Genomic DNA, 12,905 nt, shown 5'->3' with positions numbered 1-12,905 from the left:
TCCCGGGTGGCCGGGACCTTCGCGCCATATTACTGATCGCACCTGAGAATCGAACTCAGCCGGACCGTCGTTGTGACGGTTTTCGCAGAACGTGTCAGCCGCCGGAGTGCATGATCTCCGCACCGGCGGGCACGACGTCCTCGTCGGGATCGTCGAGCCAGCCGTCGGGCAAGGCGACCTTCGCCGGCGAACCCTGGCGGCCGCGCGGGCCATGACCGTCACTCGGGAACGGTGCGTCGGCAGGCAGCTCGGACAGCAGTTCGCGCAGCTCGTCGACGCTGCCGACGAGCGCCATCCGCCGACGGATCTCCGAGCCGGCCGGGAATCCCCGCAGGTACCACGCCACATGTTTGCGGATCTCGCGGCAGCCCTTCATCTCGCCGTGGTGGTCGACGAGGAGCTGGCAGTGCCGGACCATGATCTCGGCGACCTCGCCCAGGTTCGGGGGAGTGGGTGCCTCGAATCCGTTGAGTTCGGCGGCGAGTTCGGCGAACAGCCAGGGGCGTCCGAGGCAGCCGCGGCCGACGACGACTCCGTCACACCCGGTCCGGTTCATCATCGCCACCGCGTCCGCTGGTTCGAAGATGTCGCCGTTGCCCAGCACCGGCACCGAGGTGACGTGCTCCTTGAGGCGGGCGATCTCATCCCAGTCGGCTTCGCCGGAGTAGCGCTGCGACGCGGTCCGGGCGTGCAGGGCGACCGCGGCGGCACCCTCCTCGGCGGCGATGCGCCCCGCGTCGAGATGCGTGCGGTGGTCGTCGTCGATGCCGATGCGGAACTTGACCGTGACCGGGATGTCGGTGCCCTCGGTCGCACGGACGGCGGCCGCGACGATCTTGCGGAACAGCGTCCGCTTGTAGGGGATGGCCGAGCCACCGCCCTTGCGCGTCACCTTGGGTACCGGGCAGCCGAAGTTCATGTCGATGTGATCGGCGAGGTTCTCGTCGACGATCATCTTCGCCGCCTGGTACGTGTACTCCGGGTCAACGGTGTACAGCTGCATCGATCGCGGACTCTCGTCGGGTCCGAAGGTCGTCATGTGCATCGTGACCGGATGACGTTCGACGAGGGCGCGGGCGGTCACCATCTCGCAGACGTACAGACCGGAGACGGTCCCGGTGCGGGCGAGCTCGAGTTCGCGGCACAGCGTGCGGAATGCGACGTTGGTGACACCCGCCATCGGCGCGAGGACGACGGGGCTCGCCAGCTCGATGGAGCCGATGCGGAGCTTGGCCGGGGACGCAGAACCGGCGCCTTCGGAGGTCGAAGGCGCCGGGCTGCTGGAGAGGGTCGTGCTCAGGATGCCCGCTGCTCCCGCTTCTTGGCCTCGCGGGCGAGCGAACGGTCGCGCATCTCCTCGAAGCGGATGGTGTCCTTCTCGAGCTGCTCGAGGAAGGCGGCGAGCTCCTCACGGGTCTTCTCGCCCTCGGCGGTGAAGTCGTCGCGCTCGAAGACGTTCCACTTGCGCAGAACCGGCATGACGACCTCTTCGAGGTGCTGGCGAAGGTCGTAGATGCCGTGCTTGGCCATCAGGACGCCGTGGCGGCGGAAGTTCGGCATTCCGGCGCCGGGCATCTGGAAGTTGGTCACGATGTCGGTGACCGCGCGCAGCGTCTGGTCGGGGGAGATGTCGAAGCCCGCACCGCAGATGTTGCGGTAGAAGATCATGTGCAGGTTCTCGTCGGCCGCGATGCGCTGCAGCATCTTGTCCGCGATCGGGTCCTTGCAGGCCTTGCCGGTGTTGCGGTGGCTGACGCGGGTCGCGAGTTCCTGGAAGGTCACGTATGCGACCGAGTGCAGCAGGCCGAGTTCGTCGGCGTGCTCCTCGAGTTCGTCGACGCGACCGGCGGTCGCCAGCATCGGGTCGTAGCCGTTCGTCATGTGGATCATCCGCGCCTCTTCGAGGGCGACCGGATCGACACCGCGGGTGACGACGAGGTAGTCGCGCATGACGATGCCGTGGCGGTTCTCCTCGGCGGTCCAGCGACCGACCCAGTGGCCCCAGGCGGAGTCCATCGAGAAGTTGTCGGCGATGACGCGGTGGTACGATGGGAGGTTGTCCTCGGTCAGCAGGTTGGTGATCATCGCGGCCTTGGCGACCTCGTCGAGCTGCGACTGCTCGGGGTCGTAGTCGACGCCGCCGAGCGCCGCGAAGTTGCGACCCTCGTCCCACGGGACATAGTCGTGCGGGTTCCAGTCCTTGGCGGTCTTGAGGTGACGGTTGACGTTCTCCTCGGCAACCGGGGCGAGTTCCTTGAGAAGCTCGAGTTGCGTCAGCTCGCGTGCCATATAGATGTCCTCCGAAGGGTGTCCGCGTATGTCGTACGTGTGTCGTCTTTTCTTGCCTCGCGACGGTGCCGCGAGTGGGATAGCGGCGTCGTCGTGGGCGGGTCACGCCCACCCGGGCGGACCTTGGGTGGTCTCGGACGCGCGACTGCGCAGCCCTCCTCCACTGGTCAAAGCCCTAGCCTACGGCACTTGCGATCGGGTCCCAAGTCCGTCTGTGACACTGTCGTGTCCGTATGGTGCCGACGTTACGACCGTGCACGGTGGTGTCGGTCACGGTTGTCCTGGGCGATCGGTTCGGTCGCCTCGTCGCAGGTCGGCGGGGATTTTTCCCGGCGTCAGCCCTTCTTGTGGGACCGGGCGAAGAAGGCGCCGCTGGTCTCCATCCACGTGGCGGCGGGCTCATCGAGATTGCCGTGTTCGCGGGCTTTCTCACACCACCGCATCGCTGCCCGGCCGAACTCCATCGGGTTGTAGACATCCTCCTCGCGGCTCCACAGACCGTCGCCCGCATAGGTGAGGATGGTGATGTTCGTGGCGGTGATGAGGCTCTGGTCCCCCGGATCGCGCATCGGGTTGTCGACCTCGCAGATCACCCGACCGGTCGGGGCGTCGACCACGTGCCACAGCGACGGGAAGCCCGTCATGTGACTTCCGGGGAAGGCGGTCATCGTGCGCCAGGCCCAGGCGCGGATCTCCTCGCGGCCGCGCAGCGTCCCCAGCGCGTGCTCGACGAAGTCGGCGTCCTCGGTGAACATGTCGGCGTAGCGGTCCCAGTCACCGCTGACCGCGACCTCGGCGACCGTGCGCTGGAATTCGGCGAACGCCTCGTCGAGTTCGGTCGCGCTGAAGGCCCCGCCCGGGGCGTCGGGAAGTTTCTCGGTGGATTCCATCGACGCCGATCGTAGGGTTCGGACGGTGTACCCGGCCGGGGTTTGGTGACACTCGGTAGCATTCGGTGCCTATGCATCCGCCCGAAGCCGCGGGTGCACGGGGTATCGGTGAGGACGTCATGTACCAGGTAGGGGACCTGATCGCGGGGTACCGCGTCCTTGACGTGCTCGGACGCGGTGGCATGGGCGACGTCTACAAGGCGGCCCACCCGCGGCTGCCGCGGTCGGATGCACTCAAGGTCCTGCGGTCGGGACACGCCACCGATCCGGTGTTCCGCGCCCGGTTCGAGCGGGAGGCGGACATCGTCGCGCCGCTACACCACCCCAATGTCGTCACCGTCTACGACCGGGGGGTCTTCGAGGGTCAGCTCTGGATCGCGATGGAGTACGTGCCCGGTGTCGACGTCGCGCGGATGCTCGCGGCCGACGCGCCCCTCGACCCTCGGCTGGCGTGCACGATCGTCCGCGGCGTGGCCGCCGGGCTCGACGCCGCGCACCGTCGCGGGATCATGCACCGCGACATCAAACCGGCGAACATCCTCGTCACCCCGGGTCTCGGCGGCGACCGTCCCGGAAACACCGGCTCCCTCACACCCGAGGCCGTCAAGGTCACCGACTTCGGCATCGCGCAGGTGCTCGACGAGGTGACGAACCTGACCGGGACCGGCATCACGATCGGGACGATGCATTACGCGTCGCCCGAGCAGATCGAGGGCCGACGCGTCGACCCCCGTAGCGACATCTATTCGCTCGGCGCCACCGCCTTCGAACTCCTCACCGGCGCACCGCCTTTCGATGCGACGTCGCTGCACGGCCTGATGACCGCGCACATGTACCACGAGCCGCCGCCGGCGAGCAGTCGCAATGGGGCGCTCCCGGCCGCGGTCGACGCGGTCCTCGCTCGGGCGATGGCCAAGAACCCAGACGACAGGTACCCGACCGCCGGCGAGTTCGCCGACGCCCTGCACGATGCCTTCGACACCCGTCAGACCCTCGTCGGGCCGCGTATGCAGCCGGATCCCCATGCGTCTCCGGGTTCTTCGGGGTCGGCTCCGGGCATGCCTGCCGCCGGAGATCCGACTTCATCTGCGGCGTACCGTGATCGGGCGACCGATCCGACCGCCCGGGAGCGGCTGGGGCCGCCGATGGTCTCGACCGAGACCCTGCACGGATGGGAGCCCACACATGCCGCGGAACCGGCCCGGCCCGTCCGGCGTGGAGGTGGCGCCACGGTCGTCGCGATCGGGGCGGCGGTCGCGCTGATCGCCGGAATCCTCGGCGCCGGTGCCGGATTCGTGAGCACCTCGGCGGGGACACTGGAGACCCCGAACGCACCCGACGCCGAGGTGACGACGACCGCCGTCGAACTGTCCTGGGGTCACGTCGACGACGCGACCGACTACGTCGTCACCCAGAACCACGAGGTCATCTACTCCGGTCCCGATACGAAATTCACCGCACCGCGCCCGATTCCGGGTACGTACACCTACCAGGTCGCTGCGCAGGACGAGGACGGCCGGACCTCGGAGTTCTCCCGCAACTCAGAGGCTGTCGACGTCTTCATGACCTGGGGCGAACTTCAACCCATCGCCGACCTCTACCACGACCTCGTGCCGGCATCTCCGTTGAGCACCAACGGTTTCGACGGCATGCGGTGCTGGGGCGAGGACGGCGACCTCGCGTTCGAGTCCTCCAAGCGCACCGTGTGGTGCACCCGTTACCGCGACGACGAGGCGAAGAATGCGGACTACCAGGTGATCGTCGACGTGTACGACACACCCGAGGAGGCGCGGGCGGCGGCGGACGTGACCGCCTACAATCTGCGCGGCACCGGTTACACAACGGCGCAGGGTTTCACGGGGACGCTGTACCTCTCGGACAAGCAGCGTGATCAGGGGCAGGCCATCCTCGCCCATGACACCGGCGACCGCGCCAAGTCGGTCGTGTGGGTCGTGGTGCCCGGCAAACCGGCTGCCGCTGCGGCCGATCTGCTGAAGAGGCTGCCGATCTGATGGCACAACCTGTGACCACCCCACCCGCGGGCCCGCCCACCACCCCGCCGAACTCACCGACCGTGCGGCCGTGGACGATCGCGGCGATCGTCGTCGCCGCGGTGCTGCTCGCCGTCGGCTCCTTCTTCTCGGTACGTGCGCTCACCAGCGTCGACGTGCCGGATGCACCGACCGGCCTGAAACTCGACGCCGGAACCGGACGCCTCGTCGCGACCTGGGATGCGGTGCCGGGTGCGACGGGCTATCAGCTCGTCCGCGACGACGGGATAGTCGTGTACCGCGGTACGGAGACCGAGGTCGTCGACGCCTCGGTGCCCGCAGGCGAACACACCTACCGGGTGGCCGCGCTGGACGGCGACACCGTCTCGCCGCCGAGCCCGTCGCAGTCCGTACGCACGGGTGCGACCTGGGGGGTCTTCGCGCCGCTCGTGGCGCAGTTCCCCGAGCTCCTCCCACAGACCCCGGACACCGCCGCGAGATGGGGCAACGCCGAGTGCGTCCGTAGATACGCCGGCGGCCGCGACGAGGTCGGACCGTCGGAGACCGGAAATGGCAAGGTGCGCACCGTGTTCGTGGTGCGATGCGCGGCGGGGGCGGTCGACCGCCCGTTCGGTGTGTTCTGGTTCGCCTCCAAGGACGCCCTCAACGCCGAGTACTCCCGCTCGTCGGCGACCTCGCGGCCGGTGCGGTGGAAGCACGGCACCGGCCTCATCGACGAGAACGGTCGCGGCGTCTTCAAGATCACCGACGACCCGGCTCGCGAACTGGCGATGATCGTGGTGCTGGAGACCCCGGCCCAGAACGTCCTCCAGATGGTCGATTCGATGCCGATCTGAGTCCTGTCCAGGCGGTGGACGACAACCTGGTCGATCGACTGGGACGAACACGCTTCCGGAGTCTCCGGCGTGCGGCATGATGGCGTGGGGGCTTTCGGGTCCGGGGAGACGAGAGGTTGATGTCATGCAGCGGTTGAGTGGTCTGGACGCTTCGTTCCTCTACCTGGAGACCCGGAGCCAGCTGATGCACGTCATCGGTCTCGTGGAGATCGATCCGAGCACCATGCCCGGCGGGTACAACTTCGACAGGCTGCGCGAAGAGATGGAGCGGCGCGTCGCCGCGATCCCGGCCTTCCGCCGAAAGCTCGACAACTCGATCTTCAACATCGACCACCCGGTGTGGATCGAGGACGAGGACTTCGACATCCAGCGTCACGTCCATCGCGTGGCGGTGCCCGCGCCGGGCGGTGCGGGTGAGGTCGCCGAACTGTGCGGTCATCTCGCCGGCCAGACCCTCGACCGGGGCAAGCCCCTCTGGGAACTGTGGATCATCGAAGGGCTCTCCAACGGCCGCATCTGCGCGATGCTGCGTATGCACCACGCCGGCACCGACGGTGTCACCAGCGCCGAGATGCTCGCCCAGATGTGCACTCTCACGCCGGACCCACCCGAGCTCGACTCGTCGAAGGTCCACGAATCGGCGGGCCCGCCGTCGCGCGCCACGATCGCCGCGACCGGGGCGATCAACTACTTCGTCCAGCGCCCGCTGGCGATGGCGAAACTGTTGCCCCGGACGGTCAGCGTCCCGGTCGGCTGGCTGCGTCGGGCTCAACGGCAGTCAGCCATGCCCGCACCGTTCATGGCGCCCCGGACCCGGTTCAACTCGGCGATCACGCCCCACCGCAGCATCGGCCTCAGCCAACTGTCGCTCGACGACGTCAAGCGCGTGAAGAACCACTTCGGCGTGAAGCTCAACGACGTCGTGCTGGCGCTGGTCGGCGGTGCGATGCGCACCTACCTACTCGAACACGACGAGCTGCCCGACAAGCCGCTCGTCGGAATGGTGCCGGTGTCCGTGCACGGTGCCGACGAGTCCGACCTCGTGGTCGAGGGCACCAACAAGGTGACGGGAATGTTCACCCAGTTGTCCACCGACGTCGAGGATCCGGTGGAGCGACTCGAGACGCAGGCGGAGTTCAGTCGCAAGTCGAAGGAACACCACGCCGAGATCGACGCCAACATCCTGCGGTCCTGGGCCCAGTTCGCACCGGGGGTCACACTGTCGACGGCGATGAAGTTCTACGGCAACCGGAAGCTGGCCTCGGCGCATCCGCCGATCTTCAACGTCCTCGTGTCCAACGTCGCCGGCCCCGATTTCCCGCTCTACTTCCTCGGTTCACGCGTCACCGCCGTCTACCCGCTCGGGCCGATCTTCCACGGACTCGGACTGAACATCACGGTGTTCTCCGCCGACGGACACCTCAACATCGGCATCCTGGCGTGCACCGACCAGACCCCCGACCCGTGGGAGATCGCCAACGCCTTCGACGATCAGCTCAAGCAACTGCTCGCCGCCTGCGACTGAGCCGCGCCGCGCGCGGCGTGACCGGTGGGCGCTACACCCGGTCCGATCCGCCCGCGAGCTGGTCGAGCCAGACCCGCGCCGATGCATCGGACGGCGAACGCCAGTCGCCGCGCGGTGACAGCGAACCGCCCGAACCGATCTTGGGGCCGTTGGGCATGGCGGTGCGTTTGAACTGGTTGCCCATGAAGCGCTTCAGGAAGATCCCGAGCCAGTGCTCGATGGTCGCGGTGTCGTACTCGTTGCGCTTGTCCTCGACCAGCAGCTCCGACCACGGTCCGCGTGAGCGGTCACCCCAGGCCTGCCGGGCGAGGTAGGCGACCTTGGTCGGCCGATACCCGAACCGGGTCACGTAGTAGAGGAAGAAGTCGTGGAGTTCGTACGGGCCGACGGTGTCCTCGGTGGACTGGATTCTCCCGTCGTCGCCGGCCGGGACGAGTTCGGGGGAGATGACGTCGTCGAGGATCTCGGCGAGCACCTCGGTGGTCTCCGCGGAATGGTGACTGTTGCTGATCATCCACCGGATCAGGTGCTGGATGAGGGTTTTCGGCACCGAGCCGTTGACGTTGTAGTGCGACATCTGGTCGCCGACACCGTAGGTGCACCACCCGAGCGCGAGTTCGGACAGGTCGCCGGTGCCCAGGACGATGGCGCCGTGGTGGTTCGCCAGCCGGAACAGATGCGACGTGCGTTCACCGGCCTGCACGTTCTCGAAGGTGACGTCGTAGACCTTCTCGCCGCGGGAGTAGGGGTGGTCGAGGTCGGCGAGCATCTGCTCGCACGACGGCCGGATGTCGATCTCCCTGCCGGTCACACCGAGTGAGTCCATCAGGATGTGAGACCGGCGCAGCGTCGCACCGCCGGTGGCGAAACCGGGCATCGTGTAACCCAGGATGTTGGTGCGGGGCAGGCCGAGTCGGTCGAAGGTGTCGACCGCGACGAGCAGCGCGAGAGTCGAGTCGAGTCCGCCGGAGACGCCGATGACGATCTTGTCGATGCCCGTCGAGCGCAACCGCTGGGCCAGACCCTGCACCTGGATGTGCCGGACCTCGGCGCAGCGCTCGTCGAGGTCGGCGGAATCCGCCGGGACATAAGGAAATCGGGGGACGACCCGGCGCAGCACATCGTCGTCGCCGCTCAGTTCGCCGAACGCGAACCCGATGCGCCGCAACGACTTCAGTCGATCGGAGTAATCGCCGGCCTGGTCGCGCAGGCTGATCATCCGCATGCGTTCCTGCCGGAGCCGGTCGAGGTCGATGTCCGCGGAGATCACCTGATCGGTGGTCGCGAACTGTTCGCTCCGGGCCAGCAGAGAGCCGTTCTCGGTGATGAGGGCGTCACCGTCCCAGGCGAGATCGGTGGTCGACTCGCCGTAACCCGCCGCGACGTAGACGTGCGCGGAGATCGTGCGCGCGGAATGGCCTGTGCAGAGGTTCTTCCGGTAGGACTCCTTGCCGATCGTGACCGGGCTGCCGGACAGATTGGCCAGCACGGTCGCGCCGCCCAGGGCCGCCCAGGTGCTCGGCGGGATCGCCACCCAGCCGTCCTCGCAGATCTCGACATGCAGTGCGAAACCGGGCAGATCGGTCGCCTCGAAGATCAGATCGGCCCCGAACGGGACCTCTTCGCCGTCGACGGTCACGGTGGTGGGCACCGCATCGCGGGCGGCCGAGAAGAATCGCTGTTCGTAGAACTCGCGGTAGTTCGGCAGATACGACTTCGGGACGATGCCGAGCACCTCGCCGTCGTGGATGACCGCGGCGCAGTTGAACAGTCCGTCGCCGACGACCATCGGCAGACCCACCACGATCAGCGGTCGGAGACCCCTACTGGCCGTGGCGATCTCACTCAGTGCCTCGCGGCACCCGTCGATCAGCGCGTCCTGATGGAACAGGTCGTCGATGCTGTAGCCGCAGAGCCCGAGTTCGGGGAAGACCACCAGAGCTGCGCCGTCGTCGGCGGCGCGCCGCATCAGCTCGACGGTGCGTGCGGCATTCTCGGCGGGTTCGGCGATCGTGAGGACGGGCACCGCACCCGCGACCCGAACGAAGCCGTTTGCGTAGACAGACACGTCGACAACAGTAAACCGCGGAGTGCCCGAAGATCGCGCGCCGGCTCGCTAGGCCCGCCACCAGGAGTCGTCGAGTTCCACCGGAGTCGTGCGCTTGTGCCGGTTGCGGTGCCAGGCGGCCTCGATCTTCTCCGCGGCATCGATCGGGACCTCGCGGCCTTCGAGGTAGTCGTCGATGACCTCGTAGGTCAGGCCCAGTTCGTCTTCGTCGGTCTGGCCCGCCTTCTCGTCGAGCAGGTCGGCGGTCGGGATCTTCTCCCACAGTTGCTGCGGCGCACCGAGGTGACGCAGCAGCGACCGGCCCTGACGCTTGTTCAGACCCGACAGCGGCAGGATGTCCGCGGCGCCGTCGCCGTACTTGGTGAAGAAACCGGTGACGTTCTCGGCCGCGTGGTCGGCGCCGATCACCAGCAGCCCGCGGTCGCCGGCCACGGCGTACTGCGCGACCATGCGGTGTCGCGCCTTGGCATTGCCCTTGGTGAAGTCGGTGAGCGCCGCGCCCATCGCCCCCGAGATCTCGCTGTTCAGGGCATCCACTCCCGGCGCCACGTTGACGGTCAGTGTCTCGTCGGCCGCCACGAACTCGACGGCGGCGGCGGCGTCGTGCTCGTCGTGCTGCACCCGATACGGCAGACGCATGCCCACGAACACCGCGTCGGCGCCGTCGGCCCGGACACGCTCCGCCGCGATCTGGGCCAGGCGTCCGGCCAGCGTCGAGTCGACGCCGCCCGACAGGCCGAGCACGTATCCCGACGCGCCGACCGCGCGGAGGTAGTCGACGAGGAATCCCACCCGCCGCTCCACCTCATCGGCGGGATCGATGGAGGGTCGGACCCCCAGGGCTTCGATGATGGTCCGCTGGGTCTCGCGCATACGCGCTCCTATGCTCGCTCGGGGTCGGGTCGGGCAGCCGCGGTCACTCCTCGCGCGGTATCCGCACGCCGACGAGGTGAGCGTCGGGGTCCGGCGCCACACCGAGGCGATCCCATGGCTGCGACACGGTGAGTACCGCATACGCGGACGTCGGAAACCGATCGATCGGACCGGCCGGATCGAGCGTCAGCGCGGTCTGTGGCATACCGGGCTCGTGTCCGACGACGAGCAGCGTGGCCGCGTCGGCCGGCGCGTGGATGCGGATGGACTCGAGCACGTCGTCGGCGTCCCCGCCGTAGATGTCCTCGACGAAGGTGACCGGCGCCCGCACGCCGGTCCGTTCGAGGGTCTGGCGGGTCCGGGTCGACGTCGAGCACAGCACCGCGTCGATGCGCAGGCCTTCGTCGGCCATCCAGCGCCCGGCGAGGGCGGCCTGCCGGTCGCCGCGTCCGGCGAGCGGGCGGTCGTGGTCGCGCGTCGCCGGGGGATAAGCCGACTTGCCGTGACGCATCAGGATCAGTGTGCGGGTGCCGCTCATGCGGTGCCGGTCCGCCGGGACTCCGTGGGATAGGCGTCCGGATCGGCGGCGATGGTGCGCAACAGGCGAACGGTCGCGCGCCACGCGGCGGCCTCCTGGCGCAGGAAGGCGGCGTGCTCGCGCTCGTCGTGCATCTCGGCCTCGTCGGCCAGCGCATCGAACTCGAGGTGTTCGTCGACGGCACAACCGATGAGTTCGTCCAGGGTCGTGCAGTCGGCGCAGGCCCGCTCGATCGCGGCTGCGTCGAGAGTGGCCAGGCGTTCCAGATCCGACCGATACCGCATGCTCTCGAATGTACGTCGTCGGCGCTGGTTGTCGGGGTTGCGACACCGGGTGCATCCTCCGCCGCGCGGTGCCCGACTCGGGCGCGGGGTCCCCGTCGCCCTTACCCTGGGGGACGTGCACTCCTGGGTTCCCGCGCTACTGGCGGTGCTGGCGGCGTTGATGATCGCCGCCGGCACCGTGTTGCGGCAGCGTGCGTCCCGGGTCAACGGCGCGATCACCGCCGGATGGTGGGTGGGTGCCGGCATCGCGCTCTGCGGCTTCGGCCTGCAGGCGTCCGCCCTGGGGCTCGGGTCGATCCTGCTGGTGCAACCGCTCGTCGTGCTCGCGGTGTTGTTCGCGTTGCCGCTGGAGGCCTGGGCGGACCATCGGCATCCCGCGCGCGTCGAGTGGGCGTGGGGAGGGGTGCTCGTCGTCTGCGTCGCGACGTTCCTCATCGTCTCGCGACCGGAACCGTCACTCCGGCGACCGGATGCGCTGCTGCTGTGGGGCACCGTCGGGGCCGTCATCGGGATGGTCTTGGGACTGGTGATCCTCGCGCGACGCTCCAGCCCGCACTACAAGGCGCTGTTCTACGGACTCGTCGCGGGCACGATGTTCGGGGTCTCGGCGCTGCTGGTCAAAGCGGTGATCTACCAGATCACCCACGAGTTCTGGCGCACCTTCGTCCAGCCGGAGATCTACCTGTTCGTGCTGGTGGTGGTCTGTGCGGTGGTCGCGCAGCAGCTGGGTTTCGGGGCGGGCGACCTGCAGACGTCGTTCCCGTCCATGACGGTCGCCGAACCGGCGGTCGCGATGGTGCTGGGCGTGTTGCTGCTCGGCGAGAACCTCAACGTCTCGGTGCCGACCGCGATGTTCCTCGGCATCGTGCTCGCGATCATGATCCGCGCGGTGTGTGAGCTGGCGAAGCTGTCGGCTGTCCGCGGATACGAGCAGGCCGTCGCCGCAGAGACGGCAATGCCGCCGACCGTGGGACGGCCGGCGGCATGATCAGCTCGGAGTCGATCAGTCTGTTCTGATCAGCCCTCGATGAGTTCCGCGATGCCCTCGGCCCATTCTTCGGCCTGCTTCGCGGGCTTGATCGACGACGAGTTGTCGTGGCGGGCGTGCTCGCCGACCTGGACGGCCCCACGCTTCGTCAGCATCTCGGCGATGATCTCGCCGCCGCGGTTGAAGGTGTCGTAGATCGAGTCGCCGAGCCCGAACACGGCGAAGCGCAGCCCGCCGAGATCGGGGTTGACGCTCTCGAGTTCGTCGGCGAAGGGCTCGGCACCGGTGGGCAGCTCGCCCTCGCCGTAGGTCGAGCAGACGATCACCAGGAAGTCTTCCGGGGCAAGGTCCTCGACCGCGTACTCGCTCATGTCGTAGATCGAGGGATCGTGCTGGTCGAGCGCGTCCGCGATGGCGTCCGCGACGAGCTCGCCCGTTCCGGTCTCGGTTCCGTAGAGGATGACGACCGACATTTGCAGAACTCCTCTCGACGTCGGCTTTTTGCAGCGAGGGTAACCTAACCCGCTCCTCGCTGCGAAATCGCAGGTGGGAAAGGGGTTGGAAGAAATACTTGGATGTCCTACTATGTGGTGGCAGAGGCC

At 68.0% G+C, this 12,905-nt stretch carries 12 protein-coding genes; 4 read left to right on the top strand and 8 right to left on the bottom strand.

What is annotated here, in order from left to right:
- Positions 1-94 precede the first annotated feature (94 nt).
- The 3 genes from dusB to NWF34_RS02225 all read right to left on the bottom strand — a co-directional run bounded on the left by dusB (position 95) and on the right by NWF34_RS02225 (position 3,179).
- Positions 95-1,222, bottom strand: coding sequence for a tRNA dihydrouridine synthase DusB (gene dusB / locus NWF34_RS02235; RefSeq protein WP_258324240.1), 1,128 nt, complete (start codon positions 1,220-1,222; stop codon positions 95-97).
- Between the two features lie 74 nt (positions 1,223-1,296).
- Positions 1,297-2,289 (bottom strand): acyl-ACP desaturase, encoded by a 993-nt coding sequence (locus NWF34_RS02230; RefSeq protein ID WP_006436963.1) that lies wholly within the window; start codon positions 2,287-2,289, stop codon positions 1,297-1,299.
- A 335-nt stretch (positions 2,290-2,624) separates the two neighbouring features.
- Positions 2,625-3,179: a nuclear transport factor 2 family protein gene (locus NWF34_RS02225; RefSeq protein WP_006436962.1), complete on the bottom strand. Its 555-nt coding sequence runs from the start codon at positions 3,177-3,179 to the stop codon at positions 2,625-2,627.
- A 119-nt stretch (positions 3,180-3,298) separates the two neighbouring features.
- Between NWF34_RS02225 and NWF34_RS02220 the strand changes: the two genes are divergently transcribed.
- The 3 genes from NWF34_RS02220 (at position 3,299) to NWF34_RS02210 (ending at position 7,552) form a co-directional block, all read left to right on the top strand.
- Positions 3,299-5,191, top strand: a complete 1,893-nt coding sequence (locus NWF34_RS02220; RefSeq protein ID WP_096275013.1) for a serine/threonine-protein kinase — start codon at positions 3,299-3,301, stop codon at positions 5,189-5,191.
- Positions 5,191-6,027: a fibronectin type III domain-containing protein gene (locus NWF34_RS02215; RefSeq protein WP_096274622.1), complete on the top strand. Its 837-nt coding sequence runs from the start codon at positions 5,191-5,193 to the stop codon at positions 6,025-6,027. The genes NWF34_RS02220 and NWF34_RS02215 overlap by 1 nt, the downstream gene beginning before the upstream one ends.
- Positions 6,028-6,151: 124 nt before the next feature.
- The gene (locus tag NWF34_RS02210; RefSeq protein ID WP_258324140.1) at positions 6,152-7,552 is read left to right on the top strand and encodes a wax ester/triacylglycerol synthase family O-acyltransferase; all 1,401 of its coding nucleotides are present in this window, start codon (positions 6,152-6,154) and stop codon (positions 7,550-7,552) included.
- A gap of 31 nt (positions 7,553-7,583) precedes the next feature.
- Here the strand turns inward: NWF34_RS02210 and NWF34_RS02205 are convergent, their stop codons facing one another.
- Genes NWF34_RS02205 through NWF34_RS02190 form a run of 4 tightly spaced genes read right to left on the bottom strand, consistent with a single transcriptional unit; the run spans position 7,584 to position 11,315 of the window.
- Entirely contained in the window at positions 7,584-9,620 is a 2,037-nt protein-coding gene (locus tag NWF34_RS02205) for an NAD(+) synthase (RefSeq protein ID WP_258324139.1), read from the bottom strand.
- A gap of 48 nt (positions 9,621-9,668) precedes the next feature.
- On the bottom strand, positions 9,669-10,493 hold the full coding sequence (gene nadE / locus NWF34_RS02200; RefSeq protein ID WP_258324137.1) for an ammonia-dependent NAD(+) synthetase: 825 nt from the start codon (positions 10,491-10,493) through the stop codon (positions 9,669-9,671).
- A 43-nt stretch (positions 10,494-10,536) separates the two neighbouring features.
- Positions 10,537-11,031: a histidine phosphatase family protein gene (locus NWF34_RS02195; RefSeq protein WP_258324136.1), complete on the bottom strand. Its 495-nt coding sequence runs from the start codon at positions 11,029-11,031 to the stop codon at positions 10,537-10,539.
- Positions 11,028-11,315 (bottom strand): hypothetical protein, encoded by a 288-nt coding sequence (locus NWF34_RS02190; RefSeq protein ID WP_258324134.1) that lies wholly within the window; start codon positions 11,313-11,315, stop codon positions 11,028-11,030. Before NWF34_RS02190 ends, NWF34_RS02195 begins: the two co-directional genes overlap by 4 nt.
- Before the next feature lie 115 nt (positions 11,316-11,430).
- Here NWF34_RS02190 and NWF34_RS02185 point away from each other — a divergent pair, with 115 nt between their 5' ends.
- Positions 11,431-12,303: a DMT family transporter gene (locus NWF34_RS02185; RefSeq protein ID WP_258324133.1), complete on the top strand. Its 873-nt coding sequence runs from the start codon at positions 11,431-11,433 to the stop codon at positions 12,301-12,303.
- Positions 12,304-12,332: 29 nt separating this feature from the next.
- On the opposite strand, the gene NWF34_RS02180 is transcribed toward NWF34_RS02185, so the two are convergent.
- On the bottom strand, positions 12,333-12,776 hold the full coding sequence (locus NWF34_RS02180) for a flavodoxin domain-containing protein (RefSeq protein WP_006436953.1): 444 nt from the start codon (positions 12,774-12,776) through the stop codon (positions 12,333-12,335).
- Positions 12,777-12,905 lie beyond the last annotated feature (129 nt).

This window comes from Gordonia sp. GONU (genome assembly GCF_024733855.1).
In the GTDB taxonomy this organism is placed as follows: Bacteria; Actinomycetota; Actinomycetes; order Mycobacteriales; family Mycobacteriaceae; genus Gordonia; species Gordonia amicalis.
Note: the sequence above shows the minus strand (reverse complement) of the source record. Positions and strands in the feature narration are given on the sequence as shown.